Source organism: Bartonella sp. AA97HXZ (assembly GCF_042196985.1).
GTDB lineage: Bacteria > Pseudomonadota > Alphaproteobacteria > Rhizobiales > Rhizobiaceae > Bartonella.
On record NZ_JBHIRC010000011.1, the window covers coordinates 59,405 to 78,633 of the forward strand.

The window sequence follows — 19,229 nt, forward strand, 5'->3', positions numbered from 1 at the left end:
ATTGTTTCTCTGTTTTTATACCAGTAGCGCATGTAAAGTCGCGATATTAAGAGCAAACTGTGTTATGGAATGAAATAATCTGTAAGAAGATGCTGTGAAAATTCTGAAAATATCAATGGGGGGAGCGTTAAGCATTATGCATTGGATAATATTTTGATTTATAGATGATAATCTATCGTTATTCAACTTGAATTAGATCCCTTAATACTGGAAAATTTTTCATTCCAAATCTGTTTCGTGGTGAATTAACCAAAACAATGTCTTTTGCAGTTACAAGCAGGGAGCTCCCATGCGCAGAGAAATTGTATAAGAAAGGCCATGCTTTATGAACCGTCTCAAGTGCCAAGGGTATCAGAACATAGGGGGTTAGAAAAATATGTGATGGTGCTGGCTTGCTTCTTTTATTAAGCGTAAAGATGGAAAGTGCTCAATGGATTTTATACATGTCATGGAAGATTTATCATTATACCATTGATGGGCCGCGGTGCGAAATAGGCTTGGGTGTACTTAAGAGATATTTCTTTAAAACAAGCGCGTGAATATGCGATTGAAGACGTATCGAACTGATTGGCTAAGAAACTCTTGAAAAGGTTCAAAAAATCTTATATAGTCATTCATTGCAAAGAAAAGCGAATGATAATTTCAAAAAGGAAGATTGATGGCTGTTTAGCTATTTGAAGGTGTCTTTTTTTATATTGCTGTATGGCTGATCTGTTCAAAAGAACATTCTTTTTGTGTTTTATGCGAAATACTGCATGTGTGCAGAAAGAGCATGGGAGAGGGGGTGTCCTTTTGATTGGGTGCAAACTGATCTTGTCGGGCGCCATCTTATGGGGTGCTGGAAGGTATACAAGTTTAAGTGCAGAGAGAGCCATAAGGTTATGGAGGGTAAAGTGCTTCTATCAGTAAAATGCTGAAATTTTTAATGGGCTTACGTCTTTATATGCTGCAAGATAGGCTGCGGTTTTTTGTCGGCAGATATTTTTTGTGGCTGAAGTTGTCGTGAAAGCATTGTTATTTTCTGTTGAAGATGAGCTCGTGATAAAATCGGCAAAGATAAAATCGGCAAGGCGAAATAGACAGAGCAAATATGGAAATTTCGATATTGCTGTAAGGTTTAAGTCTATAGCGTTTTTATGGATTAGTATAGCCGCAATGATGGTTTTGGAGCAAAGCAAGAAAAATATTTGAGAGAACGCGTTGAAAGTTGAAGTGGTATACGCTTTGAAGGATTGTCGTGCTGTTGTTTGAGCAATGTTTGCACCACGAGCTTGGTTGAGTGTATCAGCATTGAAGAGAACCTGTTTAGTCTCCCTCATTTGTAAAGTAAGATTGAACAATAGTGTTGAAGGGGAAGTAAAAATGTCTGTAGTGCAATATGGTGATGATAGTTTTGCGGCAAAAGCAAAAGTTCTTGATAACAACCTTATTGATCGTGATTGGGCGATGACAAAATTTGTTGCTGCTGTTAAAGGATTAGCTCAAGTTGTTGATTATGAAAGCAATATGCTAGAGAGCAGTGGTGTTCCAGATTACGAAGAAATAAATTTGCGTAAAATACGTGGTTTGCGTGATCTTAATAAATCCATGAGTGATGTGAAGCGCTATATGAATCAAGATATTGAGCATGAGGTTGAAAGTTTGTTGTCTGATTTACAAGAAAAATTACAGCGTAATAGTGAATTACTTCAAACACATTTAAATGCAGTTAATGATCTTTCTAGAGCTATACAGCTATCTGGACGTGCAAAAGAAATAGAGGAATAAATTCAAATCTGATTAATACGGGCTGTTCTAAGTCATGACAATGATTAGGTAGGGCAGTTGATTTGGATAAATAGTGCGTTTAGTGAGTAGACTTGTTTTAAGTGCATTTGGATATTTAAATTATTATCCTGATGTACTGTAAAACGCTGTTCTTAAAACAGTGTCTTTTAAGGTGTCGTGATGTGAACCGCATGCGGTGAGAAGCTGGCTAGAAGAGAATTCAGAGAAGGCGGATTATTTACAGAGAATTGTTTGCAGACTAAGTCAGTAGGGAGCTTCATTTTTTAGTTTAGGGAGAGGCGCGATCAAGAGAATATTTAGACCAGCCTGTGATGCCTTAAAAACAGCTTCCTTGGGGCTGTGGTAATGTAAGGTTTATACATTGAGTCTTTTGCTTGCATTTAGCAGATCTGGCGGCGACTTACTCTTCCTTGCTTTAAGGCAAAGTACTATCAGCGCTGGAGTGTTTCACGGCCGAGTTCGGGATGGGATCTGGTGCGTTCACTCCGCCATAACCACTAAGTCAGCAAAAAGCATGAATGATGAAGAGTATGTGATGAATATTGCCTATAAGCTTCATGGAAATATTGTCCTTTAAAGTGTGGTGATATGACGCGGTTCGTTGTTTAAATCTATATGCTTGAGATAAAAATTAAAGCGGTTTATTATTCCTTCTGCTGTTTTTAGTTTTTGTATGTCAGATTGGAGAGAGCATCCAGATCTGAGTGGATATAGTGCGTATATCTTTGTTGGCGTAATATTTGAAATGGGGAGGCAATCTCATTGGGAAAGAATAAAGAGGTAGAAATCAGCTTCCCTCTGTTCCGCCGTTCTTTAATTTAGCTTTATGTCTTTCAAAAGTATCTAAAGCACTATCTGTTAAATAATGAAGATTCCGCATTGTTTCACGCTTTTTTTATTGTGTTTTTTACTGCGGGCATGTCCTTCATGCACGACAAAATACTCAAAATAGAATGGATTTGTTATTCCTAATTCACGGCCTTGTTTTAAAGAGATATCTAAGCTCTCAAGTCTATTTCGTGATGGTGTTTGTGGGGCGGCGCAACGACATCTTTGATGCAACGGTGCTTGTGAATGGTATAATAAGAAAGTTCCCATGGAAATAATATAAAATCTATAGGGCGCGACCATCTTTATGCTTAATAAAAGAGCAAGTTGATATTGTTATATTTTTCAACACTGTCATATTCTTTGTTTGATCCCAATGTTGCTACAGCCCTTGGCACTTGAGATAGTTCATTAGAGGCATTTTTAATCCTTTCTTAATAGTTTTTTATCCCTATGGCTCTTCTCCCTTGTCACTTGTAAGAGATATGGTTTTTGTTGATTCAACATGGAACAGGTCTAAAATGAAAGAATCTGACGATATTCTGGATTCTCATTTAACATGGAAAACAATTAATTGTCTTTATAAATCAATATCTTGTCTTATAATGGAGCTGCTGTAGCATTGAGATTTTAGAGGAAAAACATGCCTTTAAGAATTTATACCAGATACTAAGTCTTTATAGCAGGTATATAAAATGCACATCATCTAAAATAAATAAGAGTGTCCACAGCGAAGAAGGGGCTGACTTTTTTAAATCGGCATGAATGCTTATTCTGTTGTGCTGTAAAAACATCATCGCTTGAGGTGTGGTGATAATATAAGACATAAAATTTTATGCATGGGGTATTTTGATGAGAGAATGTTATGGTGTTTAGTTTTTTATTCAATATGCAAAAGAAATATTATAAGTCAAAATCTTCTTTGATGTGATAATGATTTTTGAGAATTTAAAAAAATATATAAATTTAAATAAAAAAGGCAGCACTTTGTGCTGCCTTTTTTATTTAAGTTAAAATTAACTTCTGCTTTAGAAACGATAACGTATCCCGCCAGACAAATTGGTGCCAGATACACCGGCTTTTTGCAGTTTTTGCCGATAGCTGATATCGGCGTTTAGTACGATATTTTGAGAAAGATATGCATTCACCCCCATGCCTCCCTCAACTGAAGAGCCGGTAGGATCAACATGAAAGGTATCAGCAATTTTTATTGTTTTACCATCGCCAAAAGTTCTGATAACATTCATTTTACCATAGAAGGAAACAGCCTTGTTTTCTTCAACAGCCATTATCGTTTTTGTTAAACGTCCACCAAAACGGATCAACCATTGATGTGGATTGCCCATGTCTACTTTTAAGCCATTGGTATCTGAGAAAATATCAAACATGAGATTTTGATAAATGAATTGAGCTTGTGGTTCAAAGACAAGCCCTTTTGTATCGGTTGCTAATTTCTGACCAATGGTTGCAGATATATTAAGCATCTCGGTACCATCCAATTTTGCGGCATTCCCAACAAGAGCTGTGGTAATATTTCCTTTTAAGGTTCCGTAAGAAAGAAGAGCGTTGACATATATACCATTGCTATGCTGGATGCCGCTATAAGCGGTAAGTGACCATTTATCAAGCGTTGTCTTTTCAGAATCTTGCATCTCTTTTGGCGTAAAGGCAAGCTTTCCGTACGTTCCTAAAAGACCAAAATATGCGCTTATGTCTTTGCTTTCTAAGGCGGCTAATATGCCCCCTAATTGTAAGGCAGTATAGTTTACATCAGCACCATAACCATAGTGCAGTGGATCGCGGTTGGAAGATAGGGTGACCTTCTCGCCGTAGGAAGAGAAAAAGATACCATTCTTTATATTGTCTTTTGCCCCAAATACTGTTGTTCGCATATTGTCTAACAACGTGTTTTGATTGTTTACATCAGTAAATCCAGCAGAAAATAAAGTATTAGATATGGTTAAATAGTTTGCTACCTGTGGTAAAAGGGCTCGAACTTTTTTGTCTTTATCAATGTAGGCATTCTGTAAGCGGAAATCCCAGAAATCACTATTCTTCTTGCCAAAAAGATTTTGGCTCTCATGAGATGTTTCAGGCTTATAGCCTGTGAGTACATATTTATAAGGTTGTTTCCCTATTGTCATATAGTTTCCTGCTAACGTGAAGGAATTTTCGTTTGCTTGTCCGGAAACTTGAATGATTGAAATCCCATGTGTCCCTAAAGGAAGTGAAGCCATCGTCTCTTCCCAAACAGCAGAGCTATCGGTTATTTTTTTATCTGTTTCTTGGAGATTGATGTGAACAACAGTACTTCCTGAGACATCACCATTAATCACAATGCGATCAGTTTGTTGTTCCGTGATAGGAGAATGTTTATCCCATTGAGTGTTTACATAAATCTCTGCAAGACCCGCTGTACTATAAACCGCTGCTGTGTGAGTTGTTTCGTCTTCTTGCGAAAGATTAGGTCCTATAAACAGAGTTTGATAATGTCCCTCAATGGGCTTGTCAAACATAATGGCACTGTTTGTAAGGTGCAATTCAGAAAGATTAGAGTATGATTTTTCATCAACACCAAACTGTCTATAGTCATTTAAAATATTATCATTATTTGTGGCATTTTTATTCGCCTTTAAAAGCCATTTCGTCCCCTCTTTTAGATCAAAAACTGTTCTATTATCTTTAGAAGTTCTTACCCGACCTTCTAAAGAAGAGTGGTCTGAAACTAATGTAATAGTGTTTGTGGAGGCACTTTCGTTCTTGATATTTTTTAATAAAATATCGGCATGGACTTCTGAATTTTTAAGGTTGACTTCTCCGTCTACGCCTGTTCCATAAAGGTTGATACCGCTACCATGTTCAACAAAAAGCTTTGTATTCTCTAGGATTACTTTATCTTTATTAGGAATAGCTTGTTCTTGAACGACATTGTTATTCCTTTCAGCATTGCGTGTATATCGTTTTCTAGGGGTATAGTATTGATTATTGCGGAAAATAATACCGTCTGCTTCATAATTTCCCGTGACGTGTACGCTTGAATCCTTAAGTTTGATTGTGCCCCTCATGTTTAGCAAACCAGCTGTTTCTGCTGTTGCAGTAATACCTGTAGCATCAATTTCTCCACCATCTGATACGCTTAGTGCAACAAAACGCGCATCAACTGTTCCCCCTATCATGTTGACTTTTGAATTATTTCCCTCTGCATGTACAGCAAAACCATTGTCTTGAATTTTTTTGTTATGTAGCGTTATGATCTTACCGTTTTTAGCTTCAACTCCAGCGCTTATATCCTCAATTTGTGTAGACTTTTCAGGTTGTTTTATTGGTGATATTGGTTTTTCAATCTCTGATTTTTCAGATATTTTTTGTGCAGATGAAGATTGCACTGGCGCTGGTTTTGCAGACTTTGGTGGTACCAGTAATGTTGGTTTTTCAGTTTCTACTCTTAAAGATATTGGCTGTGCGAGTTCTGGTTCATTAGATGTTGGTATTTGCTCTGTTGTTGGTTTTGTAGGTTCCGTTCTTGTAGGTTCAGACTTTGTAAGTGCTGGTTGTAAATTCGGTGAAGGTTGTGTAGGTTCTGGCTGTGAAGACACAGCAGAATTCGATAGTGTTTTTTCGCTGGAAGAGTCTGCAGAAGAGGAGGGCGCCCCTGAACGTCTTCTAGATTTTGCTTCCATTCCTGTTGTTGAAGATTGTATAATAGGAGTGTTTTGTGTTGTAGGGTTAGATTGTACACCTTCTGTAACTTTAGTCTTTGGTGTTTGTGTACTTCCTTGACTAAGATCAGAGTTTTGTTTTGAAGAAGAAATTATATTTCCAGCTGAATTTCCTTCAAGTTGTGTTTTGGGAGGTAGAGTGCTTGTAGAAGTAGGCGTTGTAAGTTTACTTTCTGTAGAAATAGGGCTTGCGCTCTTTCTTGTGGAGCTAGGTGCTGTAGGGGGAAGGAGGCCATTAGGGGTTGAAGATGGATATGGTGGCATAACTTGCCCGATTCCATCATATAGATCTTTATACGGATCAAAAACTCCGGATAGATTTATTTGTGACTTGACACGAGCAGGTTGTAGAGAAGAAGAATCTATCGTTGTTGATGGATTTGTACTATGAATAGCATAAGACATACTGGTGGAAGAACAAAACAGAACTCCAGAAACTGTGTATAGTAAGAAGCTTTTTTTCATATGGATGTATTCCTAAAATATTTCTCCCCTCTCTCATAAAAAATAAAACTTTGGCCTCATTATGTCTCTTTTGTAAGAGACAAAACGAAACATAATGAGAGCGCGTTATATTTCAAGATAGGAATACAAGTATTTTTAAAAGTGATAGCGCATTCCAGCGGCAATATTTATTGCAGAGATGCCAGCTTTTTTGAATTTATGTTGATAGCTGATATCACTATGAAGCTCTATATTTTGCGATAAGTGCGCCTGAATACCAAAACCACCTTCAATTAAAGATTCCATAGCAGCAAGCGAAAAGTTTTCACTAAAAGTTTTGATCATGTTCAGTTTTCCGTAGAAGGAAAGGGCATGGCCTTTGTTTTGTGTCAAACGTCCACCAATACGGAGCAACCATTGATGAGGTTTGCTTATGTCTATTTTAGAGTTATCGTCATCTGAGAAAGAGCTCCTATCTGATAAAGAACCAAGCATGAGACGTTGATAAACAAGTTGTGCTTGCGGTTCTAGGATTACACCTTCCAAACTGGTTGACAGTTTTTGACCAACAGTTGCAGCGGCTCCTAATGTTTTACTATTCTTCACTTTTGAGGTATGTTTGATGAGAGCTGTAGCGTGATTTTCTTTGAAAATTCCATAAGAGAGAAATGCACTTGCATAGATGCCACTGTCATGCTGAATATTTCCATATGCGGTGAGTGACCATTTATCAAACATATTTTTTTGAAAGCTCTCCTTGTTTTTAGGAGTAAAAGATAATTTCCCATATGTTCCGAAAAGACCAAAGTTGCTGCTGATATTTTGATCTTTTAGCGCTATTAGTGTTGCTCCTGCTTGCAATGCAGCATAGCGAATATCTGCTTGGATACCATCTTGTTTTGCTTGAACCTTAGAAGAAAAGGTGCTTTTATTGCCATAAGAGGATAAGAAAACGCCTCTCTCTGGATGATCTTTGGGTTCAAACATTGTTATTTGCATATTGTCTAACAAGATATTTTGATTGTTGACATCACTAAACCCGACAGCAAACATCGCGATAGGCATGACTAAAGAGCTTTCTTCTTGTGGTGTAAGAATTGTGCTTTTTGCTGTCCCATTAAGAGAAGTAGAAGTTGCAGTTGCTTTATCATCATCTGTAAGTTTAGAGGTGCTCTCTGTAGCCGCGGTAGCAGTATTTCCAACCTTTGGGAGCAAATTCATATGCGCTTTTTCGGATGGAAGAGTCGTTTTCGATGCTGAGGAAGTGGTGTTTGTTTGGGGATCAATATCAGATTGCGAATTTTCATTTATTTTAGGCTGTCTCATTCCATGATCTGTTCTTGTGAATGAAGTGTCCGTTGGAGGAGGGGATGTTTTTTCTTTTCTCTCCACGTTGGTTATTCCATTATTGTTCAAAGTCTCTAATACTGCTTTGCGTAAAGTATTGGAAAGTTCCTTGTTTTGTCCTTGTAAAGCACTATCCACTTGTGCTGCTTTATGTAATATTTCTGCTTTATTTTGCAGTTCAGACCAATTATGATTGTCTTGGCTCACCCATTCTTGGCGTGCAGCATTAACACGCCGTTGGTTATCGGCATCAAGAATTTTTGCTGCCTTTGCGGCATCGGAAACTGCTTTGTTGTAGCCACGTAATAAATTTTCTCTTGTTTTTAATCGATTCTGACGTAATTGTTCAAGTTTTGCTCTGGCTTGCATCATGCGGTCCGCATCACGATTAAATTGCTCTGACATAGCACGAGCGTATATAGAATCTCTTCCTTTCCGCATTTCCTCTCTATGATCAGGAGTTGCATAACGACCGATCCCTGAGAAATATCTGTTAATTTGAGTTCCTGAATCATCTAATGCTTCTTGAAGTGCTTGATTGAAGTGCGAATTATCCTCCATCATGGCGCCAGAGGCTATCTTTTCAAGATTTTTTTCTGCTTGTGTTGGTGTGTTTATTAAATCAATAGCATGGCGATATTGTTCAGGTAATTTCATAATCCCTTCAATGGCATGGCGTTCCTGGGGGCTTAGAGCAGAGGCGGTGCTGGTAGATGTGAAATTAAAAGAAGAAAAAAATAAAGCACAAGCGGCTGTACATAACAAAAGATTCTTATGCATAGAGATGTTCCTTAAGATATTTTCTTTATTTTGCTAAAAATGAACCACTTTTTGACACATTACGGTTTTTTGTAATGTAGTTAAGCAGCACTGTTTTCATCTCAGCGCTGCTTATGCGTCAAAATAGAGAGCTAAGATTTCTAAAAGCGATAACGCATTCCTCCGGAAAAATTAATTCCAGAGAACCCGGCTTTTTGAAGTTTATGTTGGTAATTAACGTCAGCATGAAGTGCGATATTTTTAGAAAGCTGCGCGTTAATGCCAAGCCCACCTTCAAGGGAAGAGCCCATAGAATCGAGATGGAAAGATTCCATAACATCGATAGCGCGCTTCTCACCAAAAGCTTTGATGACATTCAATTTACCATAAAAAGAAAGAACACGATCTTTTTCAATAGGAAGCATTGTTTTTGTTAAACGCCCTCCAATACGGACCAACCATTGATAAGGGGGCTTTATATTAACTTGGAAGCCATCAATATCTGAAAGAGTGCCAAAGGCAATATGTTGATAAATAAGTTGTGCTTGTGGTTCAAAAGACAGCCCTTCAACACCAGTTGCTAGTTTTTGTCCAACGGTAGCTGATATATTTAATGTATCCGTATTGTTTAATTCTGTGGTGTTGCCGATAAGGGCTGTTGTAATATGTCCGTTTAAAATGCCGTAGGAGAAAAGTGCATTAATATAGAGACCATTGTCATGGTGGAGATTCCCATATACCGTAAAGGACCATTTATCCAGTATGCTTTTGTCAGAACCTTCCATGTCCTTTGGCGTAAAAGCGAGCTTTCCATATGTGCCTAAAAGACCAAGATTCGCGGTTATATTTTGATTTTCTAACGTTGTTAATGTCATGCCTGCTTGTATAGCAGCATAGTGAACATTAGCACCATAACCATATTCCAATGGACTACGGCTGGAAGATAACGTCATCTTGTTGCCATAAGTCGATAAAAATATCCCTTTTTGTTTATGACCTTCTAATCCAAAAACTGTTGAGTGCATATTATCTAACAGTGTATTTTGATTGTTTATATCAGCCAAGCCAGAGGAGAATATTGCATTATGCATAACCAAATAGCTTGCCATTTGAGGAACAAGAGCTTTGATTTTTCCTTCATCATCAAGAGTCGCATTTTGTAGACGGAAATCCCAAAACTCTTCACTTTCTTGCAAGAGACTTTGCTGTTTGTCAGCTCTCCCACGGCTGGATGTTGGTCCATAGCCATTTAATACATATTTATAGGGCAATCCACCCATTGTAGTGTAGCCATTTGCCAGCGTGAAGGCGGCTTCCTCTGCTTTTCCAGACACCTGAACAAGTGAGAGACCACGCGCATTCAAAGGAATTGAAACTTCATCATTATCGAATGGTTCTGCACGCTTTGAAAGATTGTTGAAATAGATCGTTGTGGTGCCTGAGACATTACCATGAACGAGAACACGGTCAGTTTTTTGTTGTTCTTTTATAAGACCATTACTCCATTCGGTATTAAAGTAAATCCTTGCGTTGCCCAATGCATTGTAAACCGTTGTTGCATCGAAGCTTCTGTTTTGCTCTGCTTTTGCAGCTTCAGCTGTTGGCTGTTTTCCCACATGCAAGGTTTGATATTGATTGTCTGCTAGTTTATGCGGCGCATTAAATATAATAGAGCTATTATTAAGGTTCAATACTGAGACAATAGACTGTGCACGTTGTTTAATATCAGTGAGCAAGTATCCTTTAGAGCTGTCAAATTCTTTGTCTACTTCAAATTGACTAATCTTTAGAGACCACTTGCTGTTATTGTTGAGAGTAAAAATCGTTGTATTTTGAGGTAAAGTCTTTACTCGTCCTTCTATAATCGAATTGTCAGCGCTTAATATAAAAGTGCGAGGATCGATATCTTTTGAGTTTTCTGGGATTTTATTTTTTAATAATATATCAGAACGAATTTCTGAACTTTTAAGTTCTACCTCAGCAACAGATTTTGCATAATCTGGTCCTAGAATACCAATACCATTTTCAACAAGAAGTTTTGTGTTGGTAAGAATTGCTTTATTGATAACTTTTTCGCCCTCTTTTACTTGGGAACTTGGGATGTAATCAAAAAGGATACCACGACTTTTGTGATGTCCGGAAACATTTATGATTGAATCTTCAATATGGATGATGCCGTTTGAAATTTCTAAACCACGGGAATTTGATTTTCCTACAGTTTTTTTAGCATGAATACGTCCACCTGTTGTTGCGGTAAATAAATTTGAGTCTGAACGCATTGTTGAATTTGTAATGGTGATAAAGGCTTTGTCATCAGCAACCACTGTTGTATATGCGCTGCGGATAAAAACGTTATTAAAGGTTTTTTCTTCTCCTGCTTTATCCGCACGAGCCATAACCATTGTAGGAGCTGATGTATTTGCATAAGTTGAACCGAAATGAGAAAAAATCAAAGTTCCAGCAATTGTACATAACAAAAAATTTTTCTTATAAATATATTTCTTACACATAGATATGCCTTTAGTATTTGGTATGCTTTGATGCTTACTTCATTCCCCTGATGGCGCAAGTACCCAGACAGTTTCTATATCATTATGTTTTTATTGTAAACAACAAAACGAAACATTGCGTCGTGTTCTTTATCGTTTAAAAAATGGTTTTAGAAGAGCTTTTAAAATAGAGATTGCAGTTAGAAACTATGAATTGCAGAAAAGCTAGATTGATCAGTATTCCGTTTAAAAGTGTTAAGAAACAAAATATTTTGCAAGGATGTTTGTTGCTTAAGGCTGTTGTTATGGAAACTCTACAAAGTTTTTGGAGAAGCTGTTGTTGTGTGCTTACAAAAAGCTTTTAATTGATTTTCTTACACAGAGAATTATTTATTACGTGTTTTAAAATACAAAAAATTTTATTAAAAGCATTTGATTTTTATAAATCAAAAAGGCAGCTCTCTTGAGAATTCAGTATTCATTTAGAGATAACAGATTTTATTACATTTGGTTTGAGTGAGATTAATTGGCTCAAGAAAGGTGGTAGAAAGAATAGTTGTTAACGGTTCTTTCCGATAGATTATAAAAAGGCAGCACATTTGCACTGCCTTTTATTAAAATGAATAGAATATAAATTGTTTTTTGCGTTTTCTTAAAACTGATAGCGTATTCCGCCTGAAAAGCTTGCTCCAGATATACCAGTTTTTTGAAGCTTATATTGATAGTTAACATCAGCATGAAGGGCGATATTTTGTGATAATTGTGCATTTACACCAAATCCACCTTCAAGGGCAGCTCCTATAGAATCAAGGTGGAATGGTTCACCAATCTGTATCGTACCATTGTTAGAAAAAGCTTTAACAACGTTTAGTTTACCATAGAAAGAAAGAATACCGCCGTTTTCAATAGAAAGCTTCGTTTGCGTTAAGCGTCCACCCACACGCACTAAGTATTGATAAGGATTTCCCATATCCACATCAAAGCCATCGACATCTGAGAGTGTGCCAAGCATGAGGCGTTGATAAACAAGTTGTGCTTGTGGTTCAAAGACCAATCCTTTCCTACTGGTTTCGAACTTTTGTCCAATGGTTGCTGATGCACTGAATGTATCAGCATTTTTCAATTCTGCAGTCTTTCCTATGAGAGCTGTGGTGATATCTCCCTTGAGCATTCCATAGGAGAAGAGCGCATGGATGTATATCCCATTATTATGGCGCAGCCCACTATATGCAGTAATTGACCATTTATTGAGTGTACTCTTGTCAGCACCTTCCATGTCTTTAGGGGTGAAAGCTAATTTCCCATATGTCCCCAAAAGACCGAAATTGGCGGTCATATTTTGATCTTCTAGAGCTGCTAATGTAATGCCTGCCTGTAAAGCTGCATAGTGAATATCGGCACCATAGCCATATTGTAATGGCGTACGGTGAGAGGATAATGTCATCTTATTTCCATAAGTCGAGAAGAAGACTCCTTTGTTTTTATGATCTTTTGTCTCAAAGGTGTTTTCCTGCATCGAGTTGAGTAAAGTGTTTTGATTGTTTATATCAGCCAGTCCAGCTGAGAATAGTGCGTTAGGCATGGACAAATAGCTTGCCACTTGAGGAACGAGAGCTCTGATCTTTCCTTCATTATCGAGAGTCGCATTTTGCAAGCGAAAATCCCAGAAATTCTGATTTTTTTCCAAGATGTTTTGTGCGTTGTTTGCTTGTCCAAGGGATGATGAACCGGTATTTTGCGCTTCTTTCTCTTTTGGTGAAACACCTTCAATCATTGTTCCTGATGCTGATATCGTGTAGATTGTGTAGTCTTTGAGGGTATTTTCTTTTGATTCTTGTGATATTCCGCTAAAATGACTTTGTGTGCTATCGGCTGTCCCATGGCTGGATGTTGGACCATAGGCTTTGAGTATATATTTATAGGGCAATCCCCCCATTGTGGTGTAGCCGTGTGCAAGTTTGAAGGAATCTTCATTTGCATTTCCAGAAACTTGAATGAGTGAAAGACCACGCATATTCGAAGACACAGAATCTTCAGCTTTTAATATCTCACCTTTCGCAAGGTTCTTGATATGGACTGTTGTGCTGCCTGATACATCACCATGTATAAGGAGGCGGTCAGCTTTTTGCTGTTCTTTTACTAGACCATCACTCCATTCAATATTAAAATAAATTTTTGCATCGCCTGTGGCATTGTAAACTGTATTATAAGTGCTTTCTATATCGGGGATTGTACTTCCCTCAGGTCTACGAACCTCAGCTGTTCGCCCTACATACAAGGTATGATAATGATCTTTTTCCCGCCCTTGTGGTGTCTTAAATATGATAGAACTATTATTAAGATTCAGTACTGAAACGGTAGAAAGGGCTCGTTGTTTAATATCACTGAGCTCATAGTTAAACACATTAAAGTCAGTATCGACTTCCTCTTGAGAGGTCTTTAAGTACCATTTGCTTTTGTTATTCAGAGTCAAAACCGTTGTATTGACTTTTAAAGTTCTTGCTCGTCCCTCTATTGTTGAATTATCAGCGGTTAATGCTAAAGTTACAGGAAGAGTATCGTTGTCATAATATTTACGTTTCGTTTTATTTCTCAATAATACGTCAGATCGAATTTCTGAGTCTTTAAGTTGAACTTCAGCAACGGCTCTTGAGCAGTAGGGACCAAGAATACCGGTACCGTTTTTCACAAGAAGTTTTGTATTGCTAAGAACAACCTTATTGACAACTTTTTCTCCACTTTTCAGTGAAGAATCTTTTGTTTCATAAAAAACGATACCACCGGCACCTCCTCGTTGGACGGTTATGGTTGAATCTTCAACGTTGATTATACCATTCTTTGTTTCTAAACCTTTGTACACTGTATTTGCTTTAATTTCTTTAGCATGAATGCGTCCACCTGCTGATACAGAAAGTGCAGACATTTCCGTGTGTATTGTTGATTTTACAATTGTGATAGCTGCTTTATCATGCGCTAATATTCCAGGTCCTTTATCGCGGACAAGAACATTATTTAAAGTCTTTTCTTCTCCCTTATTTAATTCAATCTTCCCCAAAATTTCAGGAGTTTCAGGAGCCGATGTATTTGCATAAGTTGAACCGAAATGAGAAAAAATCAAAGTTCCAGCAATTGTACATAACAAAAAATTTTTCTTATAAATATATTTCTTACACATAGATATGCCTTTAGTATTTGGTATGCTTTGATGCTTACTTCATTCCCCTGATGGCGCAAGTACCCAGGCAGTTTCTATATCATTATGTTTTTATTGTAAATAACAAAACGAATTATATCGATGATGTTCTCTATGATTTGAAGTTTTGCTTCAGAAAAACTTTTTTTCATGATCATAAAAAGTTGAGAAAAGTGGATTTCATAAAACCTAGCTTGGTTAAGCTTATGCTAAAAGCACTATGAAGTATGATATTTAAAAATTGTCTATTAAAGATAATCGCTATAAAAGCTCTATAGCGTTGAGATGTATTATTTGATGCATTCACCAAAACGATCAGCAAATTTTTTCTGCTATAAGAAGAAGAGATGAGGGGGCTATTCACAGGTTTTCTTTAAAGATAAGGGTACCAAAGTCCATTTTTCTAAGGAAGCACAGCCCATTTCGCGACGGTGTTCATGAATGCTATAACGCTAAAGCCATAGAATCCCATCATATTTACGCTTACGAAGGAGCAAGCCGATACCTTTACGCTTAATAAAAGAGCAAGCCCGTCACACATTTTGCTAGCTCCCAATATTTGTGATAAGCCCTTGGCACTTGAGACAGTTCATGAGAGGAATTCTCAGGCTTTTCTTATATAACTTTTCTCCACACGCCAGCCCTGCTTGTAACGTGCAAGAAAATTTTTAATTGTTTCAACATAAAACAAGTTTGAAATGAGAGAATCCTACGATATTAGGGACTCTCATTCAACATGGAAAACAAAGAATTATCTTTATAAATCAATATACTGTATGGAATTAGAGGGATAAGCATTGTCAAAATGGTTTGCCTAAAAACGGTACATGGACATATAAATGAATCCTTACAGGGTGGTGTTAAGCTAATGGATTGAAGAAACAGGAGGATAAACATAGAAAAGGTATGAAGAGAGAGTTTCTTTTATCATTATCTTTTCCAATGTAGTCTTCTTTTTATTATCTAAAAATACACTTTGCTTAGCTTTATAGACAAATTCGATAATGAATATGCCGCGTGACTCGTGTAAATAGGAGGGAAGGAGATCATTGAGGAGAAAAGAAAAAAGTTTCAGGGGATAAGAATAGTAGTTTACATAGATTAAAAAGGCAGTATGTATACTGCCTTTTTTGTTAAATTGAATAGAATGAATAGGCTATTTACAGACTTTCCTTAAAACTGATAGCGTATCCCTCCTGAAAAGTTTGTTCCGGATATACCAGTTTTTTGCAGCTTTTTTCGATAGTTTATATCACCATGGAGGGCTAAACTGCGAGACAATTTTGCATTGATGCCAAGCCCACCTTCAATAGAAGATCCTGTAGGATCAAGGGGAAAGGTGTCGCCAATCTGTACTTTACCATCATCACCAAAAGTTTTGAGAAAGTTCACTTTTCCATACAGAGAAATGACACGGTTCTTTTCTGTGGAGGTAGTAGTTTTTGTCAAACGTCCACCAATGCGTACTAACCATTGATAAGGTTCACCGATATCAACTTTAAGATTATCAGCATCAGAAAAGGCATTAAAGATTAGACGCTGGTAAACAAGTTGTGCCTGGGGTTCAAACGTGAGGGCTTTAATACCCGTTGTGAATTTTTGACCTATTGTTGTTGAGGCAATTAACATTTTTATATCATCGACTTTAGTGGTACTGTTAGCGATGGCTGTAGAGATATTTCCTTTCCAGATCCCATAAGAGAAGAGTGTATCCATATAGAAACCGCTATTATGCTCTATACCGCTGTAGGCTGTGACTGCCCATTTGTTAAGCGTACTCTTGTCTGCATCTTCTATATTTTGGGGGGTGAGGGATAATTGAGCATAGGTTCCGGTAAGACCCCAATATAGGATTGTATTTTGGCTCTTTTGTGCAGAAGCTGTAAAACCTGCTTGTGTAGCAGCATAGCGAATGTTTGTGTTATAGCCATATTGTTGTGACGATAGGGTTGCGATACTTCCATAGGAAGAGAGAAAGAATCCATTTTTTTTGACGTTATCTTCGATCCCTATAGCTGTTGTTCTCAGATCAGCTAACAGAGTACTTTGTTGAGCCATATCGATAAAACCAGCGTAGAAGAGAGCATTAGGTACGGCCAAATAGCTCGCTACTTGTGGTAAAATAAATTTCTGCAAACGGAAATCCCAGAAATTATCATTTTCTCCCAACAGGTTTAGTGTTTCATTTGCAGCACCATAGCTGGATGTTGGTCCATAAGCGGTAAGTCTATATTTATAAGGTGAACCAGTTGCTTGGATATAACCATTGGCTAATTTGAAGGAATTTTCATCTGCTTTCCCGGAAACTTGAATGAGCGAAACTCCACTGGTATTAGAAGAAGGGTGAAAAGCTTCTGTTATATTATTGCTATCTTTGAAATCACTCATAACATAAACTGTTGTTGTACCTAAGACATCCCCTTGGATCAGAAGTCGACCATTTTTTTGATCGATTATATCAGAGCTCTCAACAGATCCAACATTAAAAGAAATCTTTGCGTCACCAGAAGCATTGTAGACTGCTTGCGTGTCTGGTTTCCCAGAACCTATATGCAATGTATGATAATGGTTTTCTGTCGGCTGTTGAAAAACAATGGAACTATTGTCGAGATTAAGTATAGAAACATCAGAATGAGATCTTTGGGCAATATCAAGTAACTTGCCCGCATCATCTTTTTCTTTTGTGCTAGTGTTTACGAACCATGTTGTATCGTTTTTGAGATCGAAAGTTGTTCTGCTGTTTCCGTCATTTCTTACTCCCCCCTGTAAGAGAGAGTTTTCTGCGGTGAGTGTAAAGATTTGATCAGGTTTTGGCGTATCATGAGTTATACCCACGAATAACCTGTCGGCACTGATTTTTGAATCTTTGAGGTTGAGTTTACCATTTGATGAATTGTTGGCAACAATACCCGTTCCATCTTCGACAAAAAGGTTTGTATTGGTCAGGTTGATTCTTGAAGTCTGATCGTTTTTGGAGTCATCAATGCTTATCCCATTGCACTGTGCTTTCGCAGAAATATCTGTGACATCAATATATCCGCCATCTTTTAAGACAAATGCAGCTTCTTTTGCTTTTACAGTTCCTCCAGTCATTGTGATTTTAGATTGTTCACCATCTGCATGAAGCCCATTATTTTCAGATGTTACTATAACATTATCATTTAAAGTAATTGTGCTGCCTTGCTTGGCTTGTACCTCACCGCCAAAGGAACCGCCGTCCGTTACCGTTATTTGGGAATTATCATTAGCCAAGAGAGCCTTTTGTGCGTTCTTAACGGTGATATTTTTTAAAGTAACCGTGCTTTCCTTATCAGCACTTACACCTGTGGTTATCGGTTTATCATTGCTGCTGCTTGTTATCACGACATTTTCTAACTTGTTGTTGTCACTCTTGCTGTTTTCAAAAGAAGCCCCTGTCTCGGAAACAGTGATAGATCCTCCTATCATTTGAATGACACCACTGTTTGCTTCAAGTCCGATGATAGCCTCTTTAATGGTTGCATTATCATGCAATTCAATTGTACTGTTGGGGCCGTTAGACCATGCACCTTTTCCATTGCCATCTGCCATTAGAGTGGTATCTATGCCATCAATATATCCACTATTTGCTGCAACTAATGCATTTTTTTCCCAGTTACAGTTCCCCCAATCATCGTGATTTTGGATTGTGCACCATTTGCATTGAGGCCATATTCATCAGAGGACACTGTAACATTGTTCTTTAAAGTAATTGTAGAGCCTGTACCAGCGTATATTCCATGCTCTTTTGCATTAAAGTATCCTCCTGATACCGTTGTTTGAGAATTATCCAACGCTTCTATACCCACTTTTGCTTGAGTAACTGTTACGTTTTCCAAGATGACTTTACTTTCCTTATAAAGAGCTATTCCTTTTTCCATTAAGTCATCTTTACTGCTCGTTATTGTCACATTTTTCAGCTTGTTTTTATCACTTTTGCTATCTTCGAGAAATAAGCCTACTGTAGGAGCAATAATACCTACTGCATTCATTTTTATTATACCACCGTCTGTTGCCATCACACCGATTTCTTTAGCCTTAATCGTTGATTCTGATAAGTCAAGAAAGCTATTAGGTTCGATAATGCGTACAGTGCTCAACCAGTCGTCCTCCATGTTTTTGCTGTCGTGAATTATTGCTAAATTTTTTCCAATTATTCCACTACCTTTTATCACTATTATACCGCCAACAGTGAAGTTGGATGCTTCCTCAGTTATTCCACGAAAATTCATTAAGATTTTTTCGGCTTTTACATTAGTATGAGCATTAAACAGCGCGATTGTCGCAACAGCTGTACAGGATAGTAAAAATTTTTTAGACATGAAGATTTTCCTTAACTTATAAGCCTCCGCATATTCTCTCCCCGCTTATAAAAAGGATAAAGAACACACAATTTTCATCGGGAGGTTATATTATTTTAACTTTTATATAAAGTATTTATATTATTTAATAATAAAATATAATATAATTTTATACTTTATTTATTTTTACATTTATATAGTAAATTTATTTTATTTACTTGTATTCTATAATTAATTTTTATTAAAGGGTTTTTTATTTTGTAAATAACTATGTAATTTATAAAACAAATTATTAAATATAAACTATTATAATTTCAATCACATAATGAATTTAATATTTGTT

General features: G+C 37.2%; 8 protein-coding genes and 1 rRNA gene. 1 reads left to right on the forward strand and 8 read right to left on the reverse strand.

The genetic code is table 11. The annotated features are described in order from the left end of the window. Positions 1-902: 902 nt before the first annotated feature. Positions 903-1,319, reverse strand: coding sequence for a hypothetical protein (locus tag ACFINE_RS07225; protein ID WP_375621546.1), 417 nt, complete (start codon positions 1,317-1,319; stop codon positions 903-905). Positions 1,320-1,362: 43 nt separating this feature from the next. Between ACFINE_RS07225 and ACFINE_RS07230 the strand changes: the two genes are divergently transcribed. Beyond that, the gene (locus ACFINE_RS07230; RefSeq protein ID WP_273790974.1) at positions 1,363-1,767 is read left to right on the forward strand and encodes a flagellar protein FlgN; all 405 of its coding nucleotides are present in this window, start codon (positions 1,363-1,365) and stop codon (positions 1,765-1,767) included. Positions 1,768-2,175: 408 nt separating this feature from the next. Here the strand turns inward: ACFINE_RS07230 and rrf are convergent. The 7 genes from rrf to ACFINE_RS07265 form a co-directional block, all read right to left on the reverse strand. Beyond that, positions 2,176-2,290: ribosomal RNA gene (gene rrf, locus ACFINE_RS07235) — 5S ribosomal RNA — on the reverse strand. A 1,354-nt stretch (positions 2,291-3,644) separates the two neighbouring features. Then, positions 3,645-6,800 carry an autotransporter outer membrane beta-barrel domain-containing protein gene (locus ACFINE_RS07240; RefSeq protein ID WP_375621547.1) on the reverse strand — a complete coding sequence of 1,052 codons (3,156 nt, stop codon included), beginning with the start codon at positions 6,798-6,800 and terminating at the stop codon, positions 3,645-3,647. A 135-nt stretch (positions 6,801-6,935) separates the two neighbouring features. Next, entirely contained in the window at positions 6,936-8,906 is a 1,971-nt protein-coding gene (locus ACFINE_RS07245; protein ID WP_375621548.1) for an autotransporter outer membrane beta-barrel domain-containing protein, read from the reverse strand. Between the two features lie 140 nt (positions 8,907-9,046). Beyond that, on the reverse strand, positions 9,047-11,395 hold the full coding sequence (locus ACFINE_RS07250; protein ID WP_375621549.1) for an autotransporter outer membrane beta-barrel domain-containing protein: 2,349 nt from the start codon (positions 11,393-11,395) through the stop codon (positions 9,047-9,049). Positions 11,396-12,026: 631 nt separating this feature from the next. Next, a complete protein-coding gene (locus ACFINE_RS07255) occupies positions 12,027-14,549 on the reverse strand; it encodes an autotransporter outer membrane beta-barrel domain-containing protein (protein WP_375621550.1) in 2,523 nt (840 codons plus the stop codon). 1,191 nt (positions 14,550-15,740) lie between these two features. Beyond that, a complete protein-coding gene (locus ACFINE_RS07260; RefSeq protein ID WP_375621551.1) occupies positions 15,741-18,137 on the reverse strand; it encodes an autotransporter outer membrane beta-barrel domain-containing protein in 2,397 nt (798 codons plus the stop codon). A 44-nt stretch (positions 18,138-18,181) separates the two neighbouring features. Continuing rightward, a complete protein-coding gene (locus tag ACFINE_RS07265; protein WP_375621552.1) occupies positions 18,182-18,907 on the reverse strand; it encodes a right-handed parallel beta-helix repeat-containing protein in 726 nt (241 codons plus the stop codon). Between the last annotated feature and the right edge of the window lie 322 nt (positions 18,908-19,229).

Bases quoted from the DNA above. Each gene is read 5' to 3' on its own strand.
- ACFINE_RS07245 (WP_375621548.1), bottom strand. From the start codon at position 8,906: ATGCATAAGAATCTTTTGTTATGTACAGCCGCTTGTGCTTTATTTTTT.
- ACFINE_RS07265 (WP_375621552.1), bottom strand. From the start codon at position 18,907: ATGTCTAAAAAATTTTTACTATCCTGTACAGCTGTTGCGACAATCGCG.
- ACFINE_RS07255 (WP_375621550.1), bottom strand. From the start codon at position 14,549: ATGTGTAAGAAATATATTTATAAGAAAAATTTTTTGTTATGTACAATT.
- ACFINE_RS07225 (WP_375621546.1), bottom strand. From the start codon at position 1,319: ATGAGGGAGACTAAACAGGTTCTCTTCAATGCTGATACACTCAACCAA.
- ACFINE_RS07250 (WP_375621549.1), bottom strand. From the start codon at position 11,395: ATGTGTAAGAAATATATTTATAAGAAAAATTTTTTGTTATGTACAATT.
- ACFINE_RS07230 (WP_273790974.1), top strand. From the start codon at position 1,363: ATGTCTGTAGTGCAATATGGTGATGATAGTTTTGCGGCAAAAGCAAAA.
- ACFINE_RS07260 (WP_375621551.1), bottom strand. From the start codon at position 18,137: ATGGCAGATGGCAATGGAAAAGGTGCATGGTCTAACGGCCCCAACAGT.
- ACFINE_RS07240 (WP_375621547.1), bottom strand. From the start codon at position 6,800: ATGAAAAAAAGCTTCTTACTATACACAGTTTCTGGAGTTCTGTTTTGT.